The sequence below is a fragment of the Microbacterium resistens genome, assembly GCF_021172025.1.
In the GTDB taxonomy this organism is placed as follows: domain Bacteria; phylum Actinomycetota; class Actinomycetes; order Actinomycetales; family Microbacteriaceae; genus Microbacterium; species Microbacterium resistens.
The window spans coordinates 2,048,750-2,069,540 of record NZ_CP082781.1 but is presented as its reverse complement, the minus strand read 5'-3'; the positions used below and the strand labels follow the sequence as shown (position 1 = coordinate 2,069,540).

At 70.1% G+C, this 20,791-nt stretch carries 23 protein-coding genes and 1 tRNA gene; 12 read left to right on the top strand and 12 right to left on the bottom strand.

The window, feature by feature from the left end; genetic code table 11:
• The first annotated feature begins 32 nt into the window (after positions 1-32).
• The 3 genes from rpoC to K8F61_RS09855 all read left to right on the top strand — a co-directional run bounded on the left by rpoC (position 33) and on the right by K8F61_RS09855 (position 4,841).
• Positions 33-3,908, top strand: coding sequence for a DNA-directed RNA polymerase subunit beta' (rpoC, locus tag K8F61_RS09865; RefSeq protein ID WP_067243339.1), 3,876 nt, complete (start codon positions 33-35; stop codon positions 3,906-3,908).
• A 158-nt stretch (positions 3,909-4,066) separates the two neighbouring features.
• Positions 4,067-4,660 carry a carbohydrate kinase family protein gene (locus tag K8F61_RS09860; protein ID WP_231818882.1) on the top strand — a complete coding sequence of 198 codons (594 nt, stop codon included), beginning with the start codon at positions 4,067-4,069 and terminating at the stop codon, positions 4,658-4,660.
• A gap of 96 nt (positions 4,661-4,756) precedes the next feature.
• Positions 4,757-4,841 (top strand) — tRNA-Tyr (locus K8F61_RS09855).
• An 81-nt stretch (positions 4,842-4,922) separates the two neighbouring features.
• Here K8F61_RS09855 and K8F61_RS09850 read toward each other — a convergent pair.
• Positions 4,923-5,174, bottom strand: coding sequence for a hypothetical protein (locus tag K8F61_RS09850; protein ID WP_231818881.1), 252 nt, complete (start codon positions 5,172-5,174; stop codon positions 4,923-4,925).
• Positions 5,175-5,629: 455 nt separating this feature from the next.
• On the opposite strand from K8F61_RS09850, the gene K8F61_RS09845 reads away from it, so the two are divergent.
• Complete coding sequence (locus K8F61_RS09845; protein ID WP_231818880.1) at positions 5,630-6,529, top strand: hypothetical protein; 900 nt, start codon at positions 5,630-5,632, stop codon at positions 6,527-6,529.
• Between the two features lie 334 nt (positions 6,530-6,863).
• Here the strand turns inward: K8F61_RS09845 and K8F61_RS09840 are convergent, their stop codons facing one another.
• From K8F61_RS09840 to K8F61_RS19050, 3 genes are read right to left on the bottom strand one after another with little or no spacing between them, the layout of a single operon-like run.
• Entirely contained in the window at positions 6,864-8,096 is a 1,233-nt protein-coding gene (locus K8F61_RS09840; RefSeq protein WP_231818879.1) for a Fic family protein, read from the bottom strand.
• Between the two features lie 13 nt (positions 8,097-8,109).
• A complete protein-coding gene (locus K8F61_RS09835; protein ID WP_231818878.1) occupies positions 8,110-8,553 on the bottom strand; it encodes a hypothetical protein in 444 nt (147 codons plus the stop codon).
• Positions 8,554-8,559: 6 nt separating this feature from the next.
• The gene (locus K8F61_RS19050) at positions 8,560-8,682 is read right to left on the bottom strand and encodes a hypothetical protein (protein WP_269456621.1); all 123 of its coding nucleotides are present in this window, start codon (positions 8,680-8,682) and stop codon (positions 8,560-8,562) included.
• Positions 8,683-8,742: 60 nt separating this feature from the next.
• On the opposite strand from K8F61_RS19050, the gene K8F61_RS09830 reads away from it, so the two are divergent.
• Entirely contained in the window at positions 8,743-9,012 is a 270-nt protein-coding gene (locus K8F61_RS09830; protein ID WP_231818877.1) for a hypothetical protein, read from the top strand.
• Positions 9,013-9,088: 76 nt separating this feature from the next.
• Here K8F61_RS09830 and K8F61_RS09825 read toward each other — a convergent pair whose 3' ends face one another.
• From K8F61_RS09825 to K8F61_RS09810, 4 genes are read right to left on the bottom strand one after another with little or no spacing between them, the layout of a single operon-like run.
• Positions 9,089-9,490 carry a VOC family protein gene (locus K8F61_RS09825; protein ID WP_231818876.1) on the bottom strand — a complete coding sequence of 134 codons (402 nt, stop codon included), beginning with the start codon at positions 9,488-9,490 and terminating at the stop codon, positions 9,089-9,091.
• A gap of 55 nt (positions 9,491-9,545) precedes the next feature.
• Positions 9,546-10,349, bottom strand: coding sequence for a class I SAM-dependent methyltransferase (locus K8F61_RS09820; protein WP_231818875.1), 804 nt, complete (start codon positions 10,347-10,349; stop codon positions 9,546-9,548).
• Positions 10,342-10,785, bottom strand: coding sequence for a MarR family winged helix-turn-helix transcriptional regulator (locus tag K8F61_RS09815; RefSeq protein ID WP_231818874.1), 444 nt, complete (start codon positions 10,783-10,785; stop codon positions 10,342-10,344). The genes K8F61_RS09820 and K8F61_RS09815 overlap by 8 nt, the downstream gene beginning before the upstream one ends.
• The gene (locus K8F61_RS09810) at positions 10,782-11,135 is read right to left on the bottom strand and encodes a VOC family protein (RefSeq protein ID WP_231818873.1); all 354 of its coding nucleotides are present in this window, start codon (positions 11,133-11,135) and stop codon (positions 10,782-10,784) included. The genes K8F61_RS09815 and K8F61_RS09810 overlap by 4 nt, the downstream gene beginning before the upstream one ends.
• Before the next feature lie 141 nt (positions 11,136-11,276).
• Between K8F61_RS09810 and K8F61_RS09805 the strand changes: the two genes are divergently transcribed.
• The 3 genes from K8F61_RS09805 to K8F61_RS09795 all read left to right on the top strand — a co-directional run bounded on the left by K8F61_RS09805 (position 11,277) and on the right by K8F61_RS09795 (position 14,316).
• Positions 11,277-11,510: a hypothetical protein gene (locus tag K8F61_RS09805; protein WP_231818872.1), complete on the top strand. Its 234-nt coding sequence runs from the start codon at positions 11,277-11,279 to the stop codon at positions 11,508-11,510.
• 113 nt (positions 11,511-11,623) lie between these two features.
• The gene (locus K8F61_RS09800) at positions 11,624-12,673 is read left to right on the top strand and encodes a LacI family DNA-binding transcriptional regulator (RefSeq protein WP_067243327.1); all 1,050 of its coding nucleotides are present in this window, start codon (positions 11,624-11,626) and stop codon (positions 12,671-12,673) included.
• 116 nt (positions 12,674-12,789) lie between these two features.
• Positions 12,790-14,316, top strand: coding sequence for a helix-turn-helix transcriptional regulator (locus K8F61_RS09795; protein WP_231818871.1), 1,527 nt, complete (start codon positions 12,790-12,792; stop codon positions 14,314-14,316).
• 17 nt (positions 14,317-14,333) lie between these two features.
• Here the strand turns inward: K8F61_RS09795 and K8F61_RS09790 are convergent, their stop codons facing one another.
• The 3 genes from K8F61_RS09790 to K8F61_RS09780 form a co-directional block, all read right to left on the bottom strand.
• Complete coding sequence (locus tag K8F61_RS09790; RefSeq protein WP_067243350.1) at positions 14,334-14,540, bottom strand: DUF6458 family protein; 207 nt, start codon at positions 14,538-14,540, stop codon at positions 14,334-14,336.
• 147 nt (positions 14,541-14,687) lie between these two features.
• The gene (locus K8F61_RS09785; protein WP_067243325.1) at positions 14,688-15,530 is read right to left on the bottom strand and encodes a cytochrome c biogenesis CcdA family protein; all 843 of its coding nucleotides are present in this window, start codon (positions 15,528-15,530) and stop codon (positions 14,688-14,690) included.
• A gap of 1 nt (position 15,531) precedes the next feature.
• A complete protein-coding gene (locus K8F61_RS09780) occupies positions 15,532-16,269 on the bottom strand; it encodes a DsbA family protein (RefSeq protein ID WP_231818870.1) in 738 nt (245 codons plus the stop codon).
• An 86-nt stretch (positions 16,270-16,355) separates the two neighbouring features.
• On the opposite strand from K8F61_RS09780, the gene K8F61_RS09775 reads away from it, so the two are divergent.
• Positions 16,356-17,027: a GntR family transcriptional regulator gene (locus K8F61_RS09775; RefSeq protein WP_231818869.1), complete on the top strand. Its 672-nt coding sequence runs from the start codon at positions 16,356-16,358 to the stop codon at positions 17,025-17,027.
• Here K8F61_RS09775 and K8F61_RS09770 read toward each other — a convergent pair.
• A complete protein-coding gene (locus tag K8F61_RS09770) occupies positions 17,021-17,707 on the bottom strand; it encodes a metal ABC transporter ATP-binding protein (RefSeq protein ID WP_231818868.1) in 687 nt (228 codons plus the stop codon). The two genes, K8F61_RS09775 and K8F61_RS09770, sit on opposite strands and share 7 nt — an antisense overlap.
• A 62-nt stretch (positions 17,708-17,769) precedes the next feature.
• On the opposite strand from K8F61_RS09770, the gene aztB reads away from it, so the two are divergent.
• From aztB to aztC, 3 genes are read left to right on the top strand one after another with little or no spacing between them, the layout of a single operon-like run.
• On the top strand, positions 17,770-18,678 hold the full coding sequence (gene aztB, locus K8F61_RS09765; protein ID WP_219085706.1) for a zinc ABC transporter permease AztB: 909 nt from the start codon (positions 17,770-17,772) through the stop codon (positions 18,676-18,678).
• A gap of 17 nt (positions 18,679-18,695) precedes the next feature.
• A complete protein-coding gene (locus K8F61_RS09760; protein ID WP_231818867.1) occupies positions 18,696-19,886 on the top strand; it encodes an ABC transporter in 1,191 nt (396 codons plus the stop codon).
• Positions 19,883-20,788, top strand: a complete 906-nt coding sequence (gene aztC, locus K8F61_RS09755; RefSeq protein WP_219085708.1) for a zinc ABC transporter substrate-binding protein AztC — start codon at positions 19,883-19,885, stop codon at positions 20,786-20,788. Before K8F61_RS09760 ends, aztC begins: the two co-directional genes overlap by 4 nt.
• Positions 20,789-20,791: the final 3 nt, after the last annotated feature.

The following is a 20,791-nucleotide window of genomic DNA, read 5'->3' as shown; positions in this document are numbered from 1 at the left end:
CTTCTTCAGAGAATTTCGACACAGGAGAACTAGTGCTCGACGCAACAACTTTCGATGAGCTTCGCATCGGTCTGGCCACCGCCGACGACATCCGTCGTTGGTCCTACGGCGAGGTCAAGAAGCCCGAGACGATCAACTACCGCACGCTGAAGCCGGAGAAGGACGGCCTCTTCGGCGAGCAGATCTTCGGCCCCTCCCGCGACTGGGAGTGCGCCTGCGGCAAGTACAAGCGCGTCCGCTTCAAGGGCATCGTGTGCGAGCGATGCGGCGTGGAGGTCACCAAGAGCTCCGTCCGCCGCGAGCGCATGGGCCACATCGAGCTCGCTGCGCCCGTCACCCACATCTGGTACTTCAAGGGCGTGCCCTCGCGCCTCGGGTACCTGCTCGACATGGCGCCGAAGGACCTCGAGAAGGTCATCTACTTCGCCGCGTACATGGTGATCTCCGTGGACGAGGACGCGCGTCACCGCGACCTCGCCACGCAGGAGAACAACATCCGTCTCGAGCTGAAGACGCTCGGCGACCGCCGCGACGCCAAGATCGCGGAGCGCCTGGCCAAGCTGGAGGAGGAGCTCGCCGCTCTCGAGGCGGAGGGCGCCAAGGCCGACGCCAAGAAGAAGGTCAAGGACGCCGCCGAGAAGGAGATGTCCCAGATCCGCAAGGGCGCCGACGAGGCGATCGCCAAGCTCGAGCGCGTGTGGGAGGACTTCCGCACGCTCGAGGTCGGCGCGCTGCGCCCGGAGGACGACGTCTTCCACGAGCTGCAGGACCGCTTCGGCCAGTACTTCGAGGCCCACATGGGCGCCGAGGCGATCCAGAAGCGCCTGGAGAGCTTCGACCTGGCCGGCGAGGCGGAGAACCTGCGCCTGCAGATCGCCGAGGGCAAGGGCCAGCGCAAGATCCGCGCGATCAAGCGCCTGAAGGTCGTGAACTCGTTCCTCGAGACCGGCATGAGCCCGGCCTCGATGGTGCTGGACGTCGTTCCGGTGATCCCGCCGGAGCTGCGCCCGATGGTGCAGCTGGACGGTGGCCGCTTCGCGACGTCCGACCTCAACGACCTGTACCGTCGCGTGATCAACCGCAACAACCGCCTCCGTCGCCTGATCGACCTCGGTGCCCCCGAGATCATCGTCAACAACGAGAAGCGGATGCTGCAGGAGGCCGTCGACGCGCTGTTCGACAACGGCCGCCGCGGTCGTCCCGTCACCGGCACCGGCAACCGCGCCCTGAAGTCCCTCAGCGACATGCTGAAGGGCAAGCAGGGTCGCTTCCGCCAGAACCTGCTCGGCAAGCGCGTCGACTACTCCGGCCGTTCGGTCATCGTGGTCGGCCCGCAGCTGAAGCTGCACCAGTGCGGTCTGCCCAAGCAGATGGCGCTGGAGCTGTTCAAGCCGTTCGTGATCAAGCGCCTGATCGACCTCGGTCACTCGCAGAACATCAAGGCCGCCAAGCGCGCCGTGGAGCGCACGCGCCCCGAGGTGTGGGACGTGCTCGAGGAGATCATCCGCGAGCGTCCGGTGCTGCTGAACCGCGCCCCCACCCTGCACCGCCTGGGCATCCAGGCCTTCGAGCCGCAGCTCGTCGAGGGCAAGGCCATCCAGCTGCACCCGCTCGTCTGCGCCGCCTTCAACGCGGACTTCGACGGTGACCAGATGGCCGTGCACCTGCCGCTGTCGGTCGAGGCCCAGGCCGAGGCCCGCGTGCTGATGCTCGCGTCGAACAACATCCTGAAGCCGTCCGACGGCCGTCCGGTCACCCTGCCCTCGCAGGACATGATCATCGGCCTCCACCACCTGACCACGGTCAAGGAGGGGGCGGTCGGCGAGGGCCGTGCGTTCGGCTCGGTGTCCGAGGCGATCCTCGCCAAGGACGAGGGCACGCTCGACCTGCAGGCGAAGGTCCGCATCCGCATCCCGGGTCTGACCTTCCTCGAGGGCGAGGCCCCCGAGGGCTACGAGCGCCACGGTCTCGTGGACGCCTCGCTCGGCCAGGCGATCTTCAACGACGCCCTGCCGAAGGGCTACCCGTTCGTGCGCGAGGTCGCCGACAAGGGCAAGCTGTCGCAGATCGTCAACAAGCTGGCCGAGGAGTACCCGAAGGTCGAGACGGCGGCCACGCTGGACCGGATCAAGGACGCGGGCTTCTACTGGGCCACGCGCTCGGGTGTGACGGTCGCGCTGAGCGACATCCTCACCCCGCCGAACAAGGCGGAGATCGTCGCGGGCTACGAGAAGCAGGCCGCGAAGGTCCAGTCGCAGTACGAGAAGGGCCTCACCACCGACGCCGAGCGTCGTCAGGAGCTCATCAAGATCTGGACCGAGGCGACCGACGAGGTCCAGGCCGCGATGCGCGCCCACTTCCCGCAGGACAACACCATCAACCGCATGGTGTCCTCCGGCGCCCGTGGTAACTGGCTGCAGATCCGCAACATCGCGGGTATGCGAGGCCTGGTGAACAACCCGAAGGGTGAGATCATCCCACGTCCGATCATCTCCTCGTACCGCGAGGGGCTGTCGGTGGCGGAGTACTTCATCGCGACGCACGGTACCCGAAAGGGTCTGGCCGACACGGCTCTCCGTACGGCGGACTCGGGCTACCTGACCCGTCGTCTGGTGGACGTCTCGCAGGATGTCATCATCCGCGAGGACGACTGCGGCACGTCGAAGGGCCTCGAGCTCCCGATCGCCGCGGTCGACTCGACCGGCACGCTGGTGCGCGACGCGAACGTGGAGAACTCCGTGTTCGCCCGCACGCTCGCGGTCGACGTCGTGGACGAGGCCGGCACGGTGCTCGCCACGGCGGGCGAGGACGTCGGCGACGTGCTCATCGACAAGCTGATCGACTCGGGCGTCACCTCGATCAAGGTCCGTTCGGTGCTGACCTGCGACTCCGCCGTCGGCGTGTGCGCGAAGTGCTACGGCCGTTCGCTCGCCACCGGCAAGACGGTGGACATCGGCGAGGCCGTCGGCATCATCGCGGCCCAGTCGATCGGTGAGCCCGGTACGCAGCTGACGATGCGTACCTTCCACACGGGTGGTTCGGCGTCGGCCGACGACATCACCCAGGGTCTGCCGCGCGTCACCGAGCTGTTCGAGGCGCGCACCCCGAAGGGCGCGTCGCCGATCGCCGAGGCGGACGGCCGGATCACCATCGAGGAGACCGACAAGTCCAAGAAGGTCATCCTGACGCCCGACAACGGCGACGAAGAGGTGGTCTACCCGGTCCTGAAGCGTGCGACGCTCCTCGTCGAGGACGGCCAGCACGTGGTCGTGGGCCAGCCCCTGCAGGTCGGCACGCTCGACCCCAAGGAGGTCATGCGCGTCCAGGGTGCGCGTGCCGCCCAGAAGTACCTCGTCGACGGGGTGCAGGGCGTGTACCGCTCGCAGGGTGTGCCGATCCACGACAAGCACATCGAGGTCATCGTGCGCCAGATGCTGCGGAAGGTCACGGTCGTCGACCACGGTGACACGACGCTGCTGCCGGGCGAGATGGTGGACTTCAAGAAGTACCAGGGCATCAACCGCGAGACGGTCGCCGAGGGCAAGCGCCCCGCGTCCGGCCGTCCCGAGCTGATGGGTATCACGAAGGCGTCGCTCGCGACCGAGTCGTGGCTGTCGGCCGCGTCCTTCCAGGAGACGACCCGCGTGCTCACGCAGGCCGCCATGGAGGGCAAGAGCGACCCGCTGGTCGGCCTCAAGGAGAACGTCATCATCGGTAAGCTCATCCCCGCCGGGACGGGCCTGCGCCGCTACCGCGACATCACGGTGGAGGCGACCGAGGAGGCCAAGAGCGAGCGTTACCCGAACCGGATCTTCGCATCCGACGGGGCGTACGCCGACGGCGACTTCGGCTACGTCGACTTCGACGCGTTCTCGACCGACGACATCACCCCCGGCACCTACAACTGATCGGGTGAGCCCAGGGCCGCGTCGCGGCCGTGAGCTCGGGTGATCGAAGGCCCCGGATCCTCGGATCCGGGGCCTTCGTCGTCCCTGCCTCTTCTGTTCTCCCGGGGCCGCAGGCGGGCGTGACCGCACGCGGGCTACGCTGGCCCGAGGAGGAGCGCATGAGCGAGCGGATCGTCGTGGTGGGGGAGGCCCGGATCGACGAGGTGCGCGACGAGCACGGTGCCCGGGAGACGGTGGCGGGGGCCGGCGCGGATCTGGCTCGTCGGCTCGCGCGACGAGGCCACGGGGTCGTGCTGCTCACGCCGCTCGCGGACGACGAGGACGGGCGGCGGATCCGTGTCGTGATGGAGGATCATCGCGTGCGTGTGCTGCCGCTGGACGCGCCGGCCGGCACCGGGAGACGCCGGGTCGTGATCGGGGCCGGACGCGTGCAGGAGCACGGGCAGGGCACCGTGCCCTTCACGGGGCTCGGCGGTGCCGTCGCCGGGCGGCTGCACGCGGGGGCGCGCGCGGACCTCGGCGCGGATCCGATCGTGGTGGTGACGGAGGCGGAGCTGGTCGAGCCGCTCCGCGAGGCGCCCGTCGGGGTCGTGGACGCATCGGAGGCCGACCCGCGGGTCCTGCGCGCCGGGACGGACCCGGATCGCGCCGACCGCATCGCCGACGCGGTGCGCACGGTGCGCAAGGACGCCGTGGGCGGCCCGGACGCGGACGAACGGCTCGCCCGCGCGCTCGCCCGCATCGCCACCTGAGCCGCCCCCAGGGGCCGATTTCCGGTGCCCGGCCGGGACGGGTATGATGGATCTTCGCGCCCCCGGTCGGCTGAAAAAGTGGGACGGGTGTGCACTGGCAAGTTGCCCGAGCGGCCAAAGGGAGCTGACTGTAAATCAGCCGCGTAATGCTTCGGGGGTTCGAATCCCTCACTTGCCACCACCGCGGAACTACGCGGATAACGAGGGGTCCTGACCAGAGACTGGTCAGGACCCCTCGTTCGTCTGCACCGTATTCTGCACCTTATGGTCGGGGCTGCTGGCGCGTCGCTTCCTCTTCACGCTCTGCGTTAGCGGCTCGTTCGGCTTCTGCCCGAGCGTCACGGTCGGCGAGGTTCTCGAGGATCCGCACGCCGACTTCGGCGAATCGTCGCCACGCGGCGTCCGATGGCTCGCCGCTGAACCTGACCGTGATCTTCTGGCCGTTGGCGGCCTTCACCTCGTAGACGGTTTGCGGGGCGGGGTCCGGGGCGGGCGGTACGTTCACGCTGGGCATCACGGAGTCCTTTCGCTTGCCGCCGTCCTCTACGTAGACGACTTGGGAGTTGTCCCGCCTGCAATCGTGGCACTCGCGCGTGCCGGATTCACGGGCGGCTGACCAACGTCAGCGGATGGGCGTACGCTCCCTGCATGCCGAGAGAGACCCCGCCCCGGTGGCATCCGAGGAGCAGGAGGGCGCGCGGGAGCAGCGTGCCCGGTGGGTGACCGCGATCACGGGGCAGTACCGACAACGACTTGAGTGCCCGTCACCAGCCGTGGAGAGCGCCTTAGTATAGGCGCCGGGATGTGAAATGTCAGTCCCCCAAAATCCCTACATCGGTGCGTGGGACATCCCCGTAGCCTCGAACCGCGAGATTCCATCTACAACGGATGACAGAACGGAACGTAACTATGAGAGTTCGGAACGCAGTGTTCACCGCCGGGGTGTCCCTGGCGCTCGTAGCAGGCAGCATGACGCCCGCCTACGCCACGCAGGACGACCAAGCGAACGACGTAGCCTTCGCCGTCGCCCAGGCTGCCCCCGTCTCGCTCGCCGCCACTTCTCTCAGCCAAGAGGACGATGTCTTGCGCGCTGAACTCGCGGAAGGGGTCAGTGTCGTGTTGCCGAATGAGGCAACACGCCCCATCGAGCTGTCTCGGAACGATGGGGCTCTGGGGGCGCGCGTGTTGGTCCCGAACGCGACGGCCCTCGGACCCGCGACCCTCGCTGCTGACGGGTCAGTGACCTATTCAGGAAACACAAGCACCCCTGCGGTGAATGTGCTTGCCTCTGAAGACCAAGTTCGAGTGAGCACGGTCATCGCGTCGCCGGAACAGCCCGAGCAGTTCTCATACGACTTTGGGCCAGGGGCCAGCATCGAAGTCGCCGCTGACGGAAGCGCCACTGTCTACCGTGCCAATGGCGAGGGAGAAGGCGTCGCGCTCGTCGAAACTGCAGTCGCACAGGTGCAAGCGCCGTGGGCCGTAGATGCTAATGGCAACGACGTCGCTACCGAGTACGTCGTGGATGGGAGCACGTTGACTCAGGTCGTCAAGCATTCCGACGTCGATGTCGCCTACCCCGTTGTGGCGGACCCGACCTTCGATGCGCCGCTTCCGTTCCAGTCTCGCGTGCGATTCGACCGGGCAGAGACTAAGACGATCGCCGATCTCGGCATCGCCTCGCTCGGTGGAGCGGTGTGCGGCCCCATGGCCGCGGTATGCATCGCGGCCGGTGTGGTTTTGGCTTACAACGCTGGTGTTGCAGAGAACTCGAATCCGAAGAGGTGCGTCCAGGTTACGCTGACTACGGCGCCCGCCGTGCCCCCGGTCTGGTGGGTCGACACCTACCTCGAGGGTCCGTGCCGATAGACATCGGAGGGTAAATACGATCATGACTGGACAATCAGCAGGTCCGTCGAACGGTTGGTTCCGGACCATCACCCACCCAACAAGTCACCTCCTCGCCACCATCGCCGCATTGGTGGTTTTCGTGGGAGGCATCTGGATGGGGTACGTCTTCGACGAGTTCCGCGTATGGTTCTATGCCGTCGCGGTGATCGTTATATTGGGCTGGTACCTCCTCATGATGAAGTCCTATCGAGCCGCTAGGGTAAGCTCCCCGCCGCGCTCATAAGCCAAACGACGAGACCGCCCCATCCTCCCGAAGGAGGATGGGGCGGTTTTCTGCTCCATCGTCGCGGAGTTAGTCATCGACGTGTTCCAGCACAGGAGCGAACGCACCGAGCTCGGGACGAGGCGTGAACGCATCCATACGCCAGATTCCCGAACGGTACTTGCCCGGGCTGACCTCATCGATGAGTTCTAGCTCAAGGAGCTTGCCGATGTCCCTACGTAGGAGACGGTCGCTCGTGCCGTCGTAGAGGGAAGCGATCAAGGGTGTCAGGTACCGGATCTCCCTCCGCGTCAGATCAACGCCGTCTGGCATGGCGAGGACGACGGTCCGGCGCCTGCGGGCGATGTCCGTTGACGGCTCGGACTGGAAGCGCTCATGCACGTAGTTGACCCATGCGACCATCCGTTGATGAGCCTGGACCGTTCTGATCTGTTCTCTGAGCTGGTCACGGTATCCGAGCGCGCTGTAGCCAATGAAGCCAGCGACATCGTCGCGCCGTGAGGCGTCCGCGAGCTTCTCGTAGTACTTGGAGCGCGTTCGGTTGTAGTAGTCCGATAGCAAGTTCGTACTGACCCACGGCACGAGACCACAGTGCGCAAGCACCGCGCATTCGATCAACCGTGCCGTCCGTCCGTTGCCGTCGCCGAATGGATGGATCCATGCGAGGTACAAGTGGGACAGCGTCGCTGCGAAGAACGCTAGGAAGAACGCCTGGTCGGGCGAATGATCGCGCTTCGCATTCACGTCATCGAGGATCGTGTTGATCCAGTCGCACAGCCGGTCCATCAGGTGGGACACATCCTCTGCGGGGGCTCCGCGATACTGGCCCACAACGATCGGTATGTCGCGGTACTCACCCGGAGTGACATGCTCCGGTACGTCCAGATCCTTCAGAAGCTCCTTGTGCTTGCCGAGTATCCAGCCTGCGGACAAGCGAAAGCTCCCGTCCAGCTCGTACACCTCGCGCCGGACACTGCGCAAAGCGTCCATCACGTTTCGCACTTCCTGCTCAAGGTATTGCTGAGACTCAGGGAGAGACTTCTTCTGATCGAGAATCTCGTTGACTTCGTCTTCACTGAGGGTGTTGCCCTCGATCGCTGCGGAGGCGAGAGCACCTCTGCGCATGTACACCCGGGCCAAGTCCCAAGCGACTCGCGGCTGAAGCGGCGCACCAATGAGGTGCTGGCACTTCGAGTAGGACTCACCCAGATGAGCCCAGACGATGTTGCCGAGATCTTGGGTCTTGAAGTTGAAAGTCAGCCATGGGTGTGAGGTCTCGTACTGCCTCGTTTGGGTCGCCACAAGCTCAACCTAACTAATCAGCCCCAATATTGTCCAGCCTGCTGTCCAAGCTGCTGTCCAGCTGATCGTCCACCGTGAAGTCCCGCTCTCCGAAGAGAGCGGAACGGTTCGGCGGGCCCTGGTCAGCGACGGTCGCGGCGAAGCGAGGAGCCGAGCGTCTACCGGCGCTCGATGGCGGTGGCCGTGGGTTTCGTGATGAGCGCGTAGCTGGCCTGGACGACCACAACGGTGAGCGGCACGAGCTGGGGCCACTCGGGCACGGCGTCGCCGGTGTAGACGAGGTAAACGCCAGCACTAGGGCGGCGAGCACGACCGGGACGACGACGGACAGCGTCCGCTTCTGCCACGGCTTCTCGATGAACGACAGGATGCCGTTGAGGAAGCCGATCAGGTGCGGTGCGATCAGGCCAAGGAGCACGAGCACGCCGGCGGGGATGGCGGGCAGGGTGATGTCCATGGGGAACTAGTCCCTTCGGGGCAGGAACGGCGGGAGAACGGCCGGACCGAGGCAGGGGGCGTCGATGATGATCCGGCGGTGGATGGACAGGGACTCCTCGGCGAGACGGGCGCGCGTTGCGGCGTCCATACCCGTGTCTTCGACAGGGAGCCACCAGAGGCGGACATGACGGAGTGGGAGGACATGGCGATGACCACCATCGACTCCCCGAGCGGCGACCTGGTCCCCCAGAGCTCGGATGCGATCAGGATCCCGCCGAACCTCCTCCCCGGCCCCGGAACGTATGGCGTCCGCGTCCGCGTCCTCGGCCGCGGACGAGACCTTCCCCAGCCCGACGACCTCGACATCACCGCGCCCGACCGGTACCTCGTCGACATCTGGCCCGCGCCTCCCGAAGGCGTCGCCGAGCGGACGATCATCGCGTCCGAGAAGAGCAAGGAGTTCGACACGTACATGTGACGAGCGGCCTGGAGCGCACCCACAGCGCGCCTACCGTGACGAAAGGGCGCCGATCAGGTGTGCGGGGCTCGACGCGTCACCGAGTGCCGTCGCCTCCGGCATCGTCCACGAGGACGGAGAGGATGTTCCCGGAGGGGTCCGTGAACCAGGACTGGTCCGGCCCGCGACCGCTCGCGAGGCCGCGCTGGATGCCCTTCGCATCGGTGTGCGGGTAATGCTGGAACTCCACGCCTCGGGAGGCGAGGGCGTCGACGGCCGCGTCGATGTCGGGCACGACGAGGTTCAGGATCGTGAAGTCGGCTGGTCGGTGGCGGGCGCCCTTGGGGTAGAAGAAGACGGTGTTCCCGCCGGGGAGGGTGACGAACGTCCCATAGCCATGGGGGCGCACGTCCAGGCCGAGCACGTCTCGATAGAACTGACGGGTCGCGCGAGCGCTGCGCACGGAGAAGCCGCTGAAGCCGCCGATCGGTTCGAACATGGGAGACCTCCTGAGGTCGGATCGTGGGGGAGCGGTAGGGGGATGCGGCACCCGGTCAGGACGGGACGGCGCGGACGAGGACCAACGACCCCTCGAAGAAGGGTTGCGTGCGGAGGTGGCCGTAGTCGGCATCCCACTGGCCGGTGTCCAGAGCGCGCCCGAGGTCTCGGGTGTAGGCCGCGGCGACTGCGGGGTCGATGAAGCTCCATGCGGAGCACGCCGCCCGCGCCGAGGCGGAGAGGAGGCGCTCCGGTCGCCCGTAATAGGCCTCGTTGAAGCCGTCGGTGCAGTCCTGCGGGATCGGGACCGGCTCGACCGTCACGCTCCCGCCCAGCGCCGCCCGGAGTCGTGTCGTGGACGGATACCGCCGGCGCTCGGTGGCGATGACCCCGGGTGCGTACCGGCCGAGCCAGAACCGGTCCAGGAGGTCGGGGTCGCAGGTGAGGATCACGACCGGCCCGCGGGTGACCCGCCGCATCTCGGCGAGGCCCGCTTCCAGGTCGCTCCACTGGTGGACGGAGAAGGTCGTCATGGACGCGTCGAAGGCGTCGTCCGGGAACGGAAGGGCCTCGGCGACGGCGTCGACCGCGGGCGGGAGCGGTGCGCGGCGGTGCCGTCGCATCGTCTCGGAGGGCTCGACCGCGGTCACGCTCCGGTCCGTGGGCTCGTAGCTTCCCGCCCCGGCTCCGACGTTGAGCACGGAGGCGGCATCCCCGAGCGCGTCCGAGATCCGGCGGGCGATCCGGGGGTCGGCACGGCGGAAGGCGGCATAGGAGCCGCCGACCGCCCCGTAGTCGGCGTCGCCCGCGCTGCCGTCCGCCGCGCGGCGGCCGCCGAGATGCGGCGTCTGGTCACTCATCGCGGGCTCCCGTCTCGAGCGTCGTGCGGATCCGCCGGAGCAGGTCGACGGCCGCGATCAGGTCCGCCTCCGACGCGCCGGCCGCGGCGTCCGCCGCCCACGCCAGACGCCGTGGCCGGATCCGGTCGAGCGCGCGGCGTCCCTCGTCGGTGAGATGGACCAGCGGCGCGCGCGCATCGGCCGGATCGGGGCGCCGGACGACCAGTCCCGCCCTCTCCAGCTGGGCGACGGACTCGTTGGCGGACTGCCGGCGCATGCCGCGGCGCCGGGCGATCCCCGCGACGCTCAGCGGGCCGTGCGCGACCGCTCCCAGTGTCAGCCACCGTGCGGCGGTCAGCCCCTCCTCGGCGACGAGGGCGTCCCCGGCGCGCGAGAAGGCGTCCGCGAGGCGGAAGGTCTCGTCGACGAGCGCCGTCAGTGCCCCCGCGGAGGTCAACGCCCCTCGCTCACGCACAGGAGGTGGCCGTCCGGGTCCCGGAGCACCGCCATCCGCTCGCCCCACGGCCTCGTCTCCACCTCGTCCACGACGACGCCCCTGGCGCCGACGCATCGGTCGACGGCGTCCTCGAGACCGACCGTCGCGAAGCCGGCGGCCACGGCGGTGTCCGACGGCTCGGGTCGGCGCTCGTGCAGCATGACCTCCACGCCGTCGCCGGTCCGCAGCCACGCGAGCCCGTCGGTCCGCTCGGTCTCCTGCAGGCCGAGCGCACCGGCGTAGAAGGCGATCGCCCGGTCGAGGTCCGACACGGAGAGGATGAGGCGCTGCAGCGTCGCGGAGGGGGTCATGACGTCATCCTCTCCCGATCGACAGGGACCTGTCAATTATCGAGAGGCCGTGCGAGTGTTGGCGCGCTCCTCACGCGGCCTTGACGACTCTGTACCGGTACAGTATCGTCGTCTCTGTACCGATACAGAACGGGGGTCGCCATGGAACGGGCGATGATCGGCGCGTTGGTCGAGGCGGATGCGCAGACGATGCGGCGGGGCCAGGAACAGGACCGCCGCCGCGAGAACGTGTACGCCCGGGAGCGGCGCGCTCGCGCACGGCGGCATCGAGCGGCCCGGGCGCGGATCCGCGCCGGACTCGCCCGGCTCCTCCGTCGGTTCGCCGCCGTCATCGATCCCTGCCCCGGTGCCGCTGCCGAGCGCATCCCGGTGTGACGTACGCGGGCGCCGCGGGGATCCCTCCGCGCCCGGCGGATGCGGCGACCGCGATCGTCGACGGCGTTCCTCTCCCTGGCCTGGGCCAGAATGGAGGGGAACGAGGGAGCGAGATGGCGCGCGTGACGCTGCAGACGATCGCCGACGAGGTCGGCGTGAGCCGCATGACCGTCTCGAACGCGTTCTCCCGTCCGGATCAGCTCTCCGCGGCGCTCCGGGCGCAGATCCTCGACGCCGCCGCGCGCCTCGGGTACTCCGGCCCGGACCCTGCCGGGCGGGCGCTGGCCCGGGGGCGCACCGGTGTGATCGGCGTCGTCCTGACCAACTCGCCGCGGGATGCCTTCGCGGACGAGGTCGCGGTCGGATTCCTCCGCGCGGTCGCGGCGACGCTCGCCGACGAGGGGTACTCGCTGGTGCTGCTGCACTCGTCCGAGCGCAGCGATGTCGACCCGGTTCGCGACATCGCGATGGACGGCGCCATCGTGTACTCCTGCGCGCCCCGTGCCCGCGAGGTCACGGCGCTGCGCGAGCGTCGGCTCCCGGTGGTCACGGTCGAGTCCGCGCCGCTCGGAGACGAGCCTCGCATCCTTCTCGACGACGCGGCGGGCAGCGGGCAGGCGGCCGCGCACCTGCTCGAGCAGGGCCATCGCGACATCGCCGTCGTCGTGACCTCGGTCGACGCCGCGGACGAGCCTCTCGACCCCGCTCATCGTGGCCGTGCGTCGGGGACGATCGGCCGACGCCTGGACGGATGGGCGAGCGTCCTCACCGGTGCTGGGGTCGTGCCGCGGATCGTCGGGACACCGGGCTTCGACGTCGACGACGTGCTGCGCGAGCGCATCGCGGCGATGCTGGACGACCCGCCGACCGCCGTTCTCGCGTTCTCGGACCTGGCTGCGCTCGAGGTCATCGGTCAGGCCCGCGATCGCGGGCTCCGCGTCCCCGAGGACCTCTCCGTCGTCGGCTTCGACGACAGCCCGCTCGCCGCGCGGGTGTCGCCGCCGCTGACGACGGTCCGGCAGGACGTGGACGCGAAGGGCACCGCCGCCGCGACGACGCTGCTGGCGCTTCTGCGGGGGGAGCGGCGGCCCGATCTCACCCTGCCCACGTCCCTCGTGGTGCGCGGATCCACCGGGCGTCCGCCCGTGGTCGCGGCCGGCTGACGCCGCGGAGTCTTGACGGAGAGCCGTGGTGCTTTCCGGTATACGGGTAAGCCCGTACGAGAGGGATCGCGCATCGCCGGGTGCTCTAGCATCGCGAGAGGATGGAACCGGTTTCGTTGAGCGATGTCGAGTGGGCCAGCGAGAACCTGGCGGTCCTCGGCGTCCCCGTCGCCGCGCACATCGCCGGTCGCCTCGCCTCCGAGACCCTCCGGGACGCGGACGTGCTCCGCGAGATGGCCGCTCAGCTGACCGCCGATCAGCTCGCGGGCCGAGAGATGCTTCCGAAGACCCTGCCCGTGGGCCCTGTCCTCCTCGACCGTGCGTTCGAGGGGCTGGACGGCCTGTCGGCCGCGGGGCGACGTCTGCTGATGACGGCCGCGTTCAGCGTCGTGGACTCCATCGACGTCGTCCTCGCCGCCGCGGCCACGGAGCTGGACGACGTCGTCTCGGGCCCCGCCGACGGTGCGCTGCGGTTCGCCGCGGACGGCACGTTCCGCTTCTCCGATCCGCGCCTGCGCCTCGCGCTGCGGAAGGGCGCTGATCCCGAGGCGCGGATCGCGATCCATCGGTCGCTGGCGAAGGCCATGGATGCCCGGGACTTCGCACTCGCCACGTGGCACCTGGCGAAATCCGGCATGTCGGTGGACGGCGATCTCGTCCGCTCGCTGATGCACCTCGCCTCGCGTCTGCTGAAGTCCGGGGCGAGCTCGGCCGCCTACTACGTCGCCACGGACGTGGCGCTGCGCACATCCGCGGAGGCGCGGGCCCGCGTGGAGCTGCTCCGGGCGCAGGCGGCGCTGATGAGCGGGGCCGATCTCTCCGCCATCCGGGTGCTCGGCGTCCTGACGGAGAACCGCGATCCGGTCGCACGCGAGCGTGCCGCCGTGCTGCTCCGCGCTGCCCGCGGGTTCGGCGACCGTGACGGAGCGAATCTCGGCGAGCGGCTGGCGAGGCAGCAGCTCGCCCTCGCGCCGGCGGCGGCGACGGCGGCCGATGCGCTGCACCTGGCTGAGCTCGCCGAGATCGCCGACGCCCGGAGCGAGGATCCGCGCGAAGCGGACCGTCTGCAGGCGCGGATGTTCCTCGCGCTGGGGCGCGCGGTGCCCGAGTGGCCGTGGCAGCTTCGCGACGGGGCCGTGTCCCCGGCGGTGGAGGCGGCCGTACGACTGCACCAGGTCGGGTTCCTCGCTCATGTCGGGGATGTCGACGGCGCGGGAGCGGTGCTTCGGAGCGCCCTCCCGCGGCTGCCCCTCGCCGGCATGGCCGGCGGTGCGCTCGGCGGCCTGCTGCGGCAGCTCAAGGGCGTGCTTCCGGAGCTGAGTGAGGCGACGGGGGCGATGCTCCCGGCGCCGGGGCCGGGGGACCAGGCCGCCCACACGACGGCCGCCGCCGCGGGCCGACGATCGTCCGCCGTCACCCGGAAGACGCACCCGATCCCCGCCGCCGCACTCCCGCGACTGCCGGAGCAGCTGACGGACCGGGAGCAGCAGATCGCTCAGCTCGTGGCAGCTGGTCGGACCAATCGCGAGATCGGTGCGGCGTTGGACATCTCCGACCGCACCGTCGAGGTGCATCTCGGCAACATCTATCGGAAGCTGCAGGTGCGAGGTCGCCTGGGTCTCGCCGCCGCCGTCCTGGCGTGACCGGGCCGGGTCGGTGCTCAGACCACGTCGTCGTCGATCGCTTCGGCCCGCGGCCGACCGCGGCGCACGAGGAGCAGGATCAGCCCGATGAGGAACGCCACCGCACCGGCGCCCATCAGGATGTATCCGATCATGTCGAGATCCACGCCCTGGACGTCGATGTCGATCGCGAATGTCAGGATCGCGCCGATCACGAACAGGACGATTCCGGTGCCGATGGTCATGGCTCCTCCTTCGGTCGCGCTCGCGTCGAGCATGCCGGGAGCGGATCCGCACGGACAGGGCCTTGACAGGGCGCGTCGGGGAGGGGGTCCTCCGGGGCCGGCCCCGCCGCCGCACCGTCCGCACCCCTGTCGCCCGAAGGGTTCGGCTCAGTCCTCGTCCGCTGCGAGTGCGCTGCTCGGCGCCGCCGTTCGGCGGGCACGGAGGGCCATCAGCCCGGCGACGCCCGCGGCCACGAACACGACGATGAGGAGGACGAGGATGTCCGGCACGCCGCGGGTGGCCTCGTAGGCCCAGCCCTCGATCCGGACCTGGTCGGAGGCGGAGAGGACCCCTCCGAGCGACGACGTGCCCGCGGTGACGAGGAGGAACACGCCCAGGGCGATGGTCAGCAGACCGCCGACGAGGCCGGTCCACGTGTTCCGCCACCGCCCGAGACGCACCTCCCGGGGGCGGACGAGCCGCCGCACGAACGGCAGCCGGCTCCACAGGAGCGCGAGGACCAGGAGGGGCAAGGTCATCCCCGCGGCGAAGAAGAGGAGCACGATGCCGCCGTGGAGTGCGTTCCCGCTCAGCGCGGCGACCGTGAGCACCGCTCCGAGCAGCGGGCCGGCGCAGACGCCCGCTAGCCCGTATACGGTGCCGAGCGCGTAGACCGACGCGGGCGTCGTGCTCTCGACGCCCTTGCCCCCGCGCAGGAACGGAACCGGGACGTTCAGCACCATGAGGAGGCCGAGGAGGATCACGACGACGGAGGCCGCGCTGACGAAGACCAGGCGATGCTGGGTGACGAAGGCGCCGAGCGTTCCGGCCAGGACGCCGAGCGGCACCAGGGTCGTGATGAGGCCCAGGTAGAAGATCCCGGTCCGGGCGACGAGCTTCGCGGGGTTCGTGAACGCGTACGAGAAGAACGCGGGAAGGAGCATGACCGAGCACGGGCTCAGCAGCGTCAGGACGCCGCCCACCAGCGCTCCGAGGAGGCCGATGTCCATCTCAGCCCTTCTGTGCGATCGCCCGGTCCAGGAAGTCACGGAAGACGGCGACCGGCTGCGCGCCCGACAGGGCGGTGTCGTTGGCGACGAAGAAGGGGACGGCGCTCACGCCCAGGCGCTGGGCCTCGGCGGTGCTCGCCTGTGCCGCCGCGCGCACGGCGGGGTCGTCGAGGTGGGCGGTGAATCGGTCCAGATCCGGGATCCCGGCCTCCTTCGCGAAGGCGATGAGCTTCTCGCGGGGGAGGTCCGGGTGACCGCTGTCCGGGGCGGCCGCGTAGACGGCGTCGAGGTACTCGAAGAAGCGTCCCTGCTCCCCGGCCGCGCGGGCTGCGACGGCCGCGTCCTCGGACTGCTCGCCGAAGAAGGCCACGTCGCGGACCTCGAGCCGCACGAGGCCCTTGTCGACGTACTCCTCGATGATCGTCGGGATGGTGTCGCGGTGCACCGCGGCGCAGAACGGGCAGCGCAGGTCGGTCCACTGCACGAGCGCGACGGGGGCGTCGACCTTCCCGAGCGCCATGGGGTCGTCCGGATCGCGGCGGGCGAGTTCGGGGACCTCCGGGGAGGAGCTCGTCGTCGGCTGGGCCGCGGGGGCGGCGGAGCCCGTGTTCATGGTCAACTGGGCGACGACGACGATCCCCAGGAAGACGACGACGATGGCGAGCGCCGCCGTCAGCCGCCGGTAAAAGGTGAGCTTCGAGGTCAGCTCGGTCGGGTCCGGGCGCGGGGATTCGCTCATGGATCTAGGATACAACTGGCATTCAAGAGTCCGATCCGGCGTACGCCCCGGCTGTACCCTGGACTAACCTTCCTGGAGGACCGCCCGTGACGGAGAACGACCTGAGCGCGTCGTCGCGCGCGTACATCGTCATCCGCGATCACATCCTCGACGGCACCCACGCTCCCGGGGAGATGCTCGGCGAGGCATCGCTGGCGTCGTCGATGGGGCTGAGCCGCACGCCGGTCCGTGCCGCGCTCGCGCGCCTTCAGGACGAGGGCTGGATCGTCATCTACCCCAAGCGCGGCGCGGTCGTGCAGGGGCTCTCCGAACGCGCGGTCGCGGAGCTCGGCGACGCGCGGCTCGCCCTGGAGTCGACCTCCGTGGCCCGCGCTCCGGAGGCGCTCCGCTGCCGCCTGGCGGACCGGATGGAGTCCTCCCTCGCCGATCAGCGCGCCGCGTTCGCGGACGGGGACATCCGCGAGTTCATCGAACTCACGCTGCGATTCCACCGAGGGTTCGTCGAGGCGGGAGGCAACGGGGTGCTCTTGGAGCTCTACGATCGCCTCGCCGACCGTCAGCGTTTCGTCCTCTTCCAGGCGGGGGACCGCCTCCTGCGGCGCTGCGAGGAGATCATCTCCGAGCACGAGGCGCTCACCGGCCTGCTGCGGTCCGGAGATGGCGAGGGCTTCACCGCTGCGCTGCGGGACCACATCGCGGAGACGGGCGTCCGGCCTCTGTCCTCCTTCGACTTCGACGACGCGACGACGTTTCACTGACGGGAACTCCGCCGGCACTCCTCCGCGGCGTCCCGGCCGGATCGCGACCGGTCGGCCGTGACCCGGCCGGCTTCCAGGTGGACGACCCGTCCGGCGCCGAGCGCGTCCTCGTCGTGGGTGACGCAGACCACCGCCGCGCCCCGGGCGGACTCCTCGGCCAGGATCACGCGGGTGCGCTCCGTGCTCGCAGCATCGAGCCCGGCGGTCGGCTCGTCGAGGAGCAGGACGTCCGGGCGGCACACGATCCCCTGGGCGAGGAGCGCCCGCTGCCGCTGACCGCCGGAGAGCTCCCCGAAGGGCCTGCGCTCCAGGCCGCTGAGGGCGACGCGCGCGATCGCCTCGGACACGGCGAGCCGTCGTCGCCCACGGGTCATCTGCCGACCGGCCGCGCCCCAGGTGCCGATGCGGACGACGTCCTCTGCCGTCAGCGGCAAGGCGTCGGCGGCGGCGAGTCGCTGCACGACCAGCCCGATGGTGCCGGTGCGGCTCACTGTCCCCGCGCGGGGCCGGATGCCGCCGGCGAGGAGCTCGAGGAGGGTGGACTTCCCGGATCCGTTCGGTCCGGTGACCGCCGTGATCTCGCCGGGGGTGAAGCGGAGGGACAGATCGTGCAGGACATCGGGCCCGTCGTAGCCGGCGCGGACGGATCGCAGCGAGGGGGCGGTGGTTCGGGAGCTCATGACCGCCATGCTACCGTTGAGAACGATTCTCATTATCAACTTCGGAAAGAGGAACGATCCGCATGCTGTCCTGGCTCCTCGATCCCCTCGGGACACCGTTCGTCCTGAACGCTCTGATCGGCGGCGCTCTCGTCGCCCTCGTGTGCGGGATCGTCGGGACCTGGGTCGTGATCCGAGGGATGGCGTTCCTCGGTGAGGCGATCGGGCACGGCATGCTGCCCGGCGTGGCGATCGCCACGGTCGTCGGCGCACCGGTGCTGCTCGGTGCGGCGGTCTCGGCCGTGGTGATGAGCACCGCGGTCGGGCTCCTCCAGCGGAGAGGGCGACTGTCCTACGACACGAGCATCGGCCTGCTGTTCGTGGGCATGCTCTCGCTGGGCGTCATCGTCGTCTCCCACTCGCGCAGCTTCGCCACCGACGCGACGGCCCTGCTCTTCGGCGACGTGCTCGCGATCGGCTCGGCCGACATCGGGGCGCTCGCACTGGCCCTCGCCGTCACGGTCGTGGTCGCGGTGGTCTTCCATCGCTCGTTCGTCGCGGCAGCCTTCGACCGACGCATCGCCCTCGCCCAGGGGCTGCACCCGCAGCGGGCGCACGTGGCCCTCGTGGGGCTCGTCACGCTGGCGGTCGTCGCCTCGTTCCAGGCGGTGGGATCGCTGCTCGTCGTCGGACTGCTCCTCGCGCCCGCCGTCGCCGCTCGCCTGTGGACGCGTCGGATCCCGGCGACGATGGCGCTGGCCTCGGGGGTCGGCGTGCTGGCCGTCCTCGGGGGTCTCGTCGTGTCCTGGCACGCGGGGACCGCGGCCGGGGCGTCCATCGCCTTCTCCGCGGTGGCCCTCGCCGCCGCCTCCGCAGGACTCCGGGCAAGCGTCCGTGGACGCGCCGCGGGCCGGAGCCGAACGCTCCGCGAGAGGGCTGCGGCGGACGGCGCGCCGACCCTCACCCCTCTCGCGGCCGGAGCGTCGCGATGATCCGTCGAAAGGAACACATGTCCGTCCTCCCACGTCGCAGCGAGGTCGCGCTCCTCGCCCTCGCACTGGCCCTCACCGGATGCGCGAGCGCGTCCGGGCCGTCCGCACCCCCGTCCGCCTCCTCCGCTCCGGCGGGCGAGGGTCACGGCGCGGTGTCCGGGGCGGAGGAGGTCGCCGAGCCGCCGCTGCAGATCCTCTCCGTCGACGCGCACGGAGCCGTCGGGATCCTCGACCTCCTCGACGGAGCCGCGACGACGCTGGATCCGGTCGGCAGCCCGACCGCCCTCGCCTCCGACGGACGGTACGCGTTCGTCACGACCGAGGAGGGAGCGGAGGTCATCGACAGCGGCGTGTGGACCTGGGACCACGGGGACCACTACCACTACTACCGCGCGGAGCCGCGGGTGATCGGGACCGTCCCCGGTTCCGGCCCCGTCGTCGTGGCCACCGGGCCGCTGTCGACGGCGGGGACGACGGGACTCTTCTTCGGGGGCAGCGGGGAGGCCGTCCTGCTGGACAACGCGGCGCTCTCGCGCGGCGAGATCGTCGAGCGCCTCCGGATCGACGCGGCGGCGCCGGGGCTGCTCGCCCCCAGAGCGGACGGTGCCGCGCTCGTCTCGGGCGGTGAGGTCCGCCTGCTCGACGAGGAGGGCGAGGAGACGGGGGCACCGGCGCCCTGCCCGGATGCGAGCGGTGCGATCACCACCCGCGCGGGGCTGGTCGTGGGGTGCGCCGACGGCGCACTGCTGCTGGGCGAGAGCGACGCGGTGGAACGGATCCCGATCCCCGGCGGCGCTCCGGCGCCCGCGGCGCTGGACGGACGGAAGGGCCGGCCCACCGTCGCCGGTGTCGCCCCCGGTGCCGGGTATTGGCTGCTCGACACGCGGGCGCGAGCCTGGGAGCTCGTCCGCGTCGACGCGGACCTGGTGCGCGTCGTGGCCGTCGACGACGCCGACGGCCATGTCGTCGCGCTCGACGCCGAGGGGCGGGTCCGCGTGTTCGTGGACGGTGTGGAGGTTGCGGTGACGGAACCGCTGGTCTCCGGTCCCGCGGAGGCGGCGGCGCTCGTCGTCGACGCCCAGCGCGCCTACCTGAACGACCCGCTCGGCGGCGTGGTGCACGAGATCGCCTACGCGGACGGCGCGCGCGTCGCCCGGACCCTGGAACCCGCCGTCGCACCGGCGCTGTTCACGGAGGTCGGGCGATGAGACGGTGGGCGGCGCTCCTGCTGGGCCTGGTGCTCGCGCTCGCCGGATGTGCGGCTCCGTCGTCGTCCGGGACCCGGCCCCAGATCGTCGTGACCACGAACATCCTCGGGGACGTCGTGCGCGCCGTGGCGGGCGATCAGGCCGACGTGACGACGCTCATGAAGCCGAACGCCGACCCGCACTCGTTCGAGATCTCGGCGCAGGAGGCCGCGCTCCTCGGGACGGCCGACCTCGCGGTGTCGAACGGGCTCGGGCTGGAGGAGGGGCTGCAGCAGCATCTCGACCGCGCCGCGGAATCCGGCGTCGACATGGTCGTCGCGGGGAACGCCATCGAGGTCCTCGCGTACGGTCCCGAGAATGACGGCGCTCCGGATCCGCACTTCTGGACCGACCCGCAGCGCATGGTCGACGTGGTCGACGCGCTCGAGGACGCGCTGGCGGGGATCGACGGCATCGACGAGGGGGCGATCCGCGCGCACGCCGACGCCTATCGCGCCGAGCTGGCGGATCTCGACGCCGAGATGACGACGGCATTCTCTGCGATCCCCGAGGACCATCGCGCCCTCGTCACGAACCACCACGTCTTCGGCTACCTGGCCGACCGATTCGGCTTCCGGATCGTCGGCGCCGTCATCCCGGGCGGCACGACGCTCGCCGCACCGAGCGCGGCGGACCTCCGCGACCTCGCCGCCGCGATCGAGGAGGCCGGGGTGCCCACGATCTTCGCGGAGTCCTCGCAGCCGGACCGGCTCGTCCAGGTGCTCGCCCGGGAGGCCGGGATCCGGGTGGACGTCGTCGAGCTGTTCACCGAGTCGCTGACCGGGCCCGGCGAGGGCGCGGACACCTATCTCACCATGATGCGCACCAACACGGAGCGCATCGCCCAGGGTCTCCGTCGCTGAGAC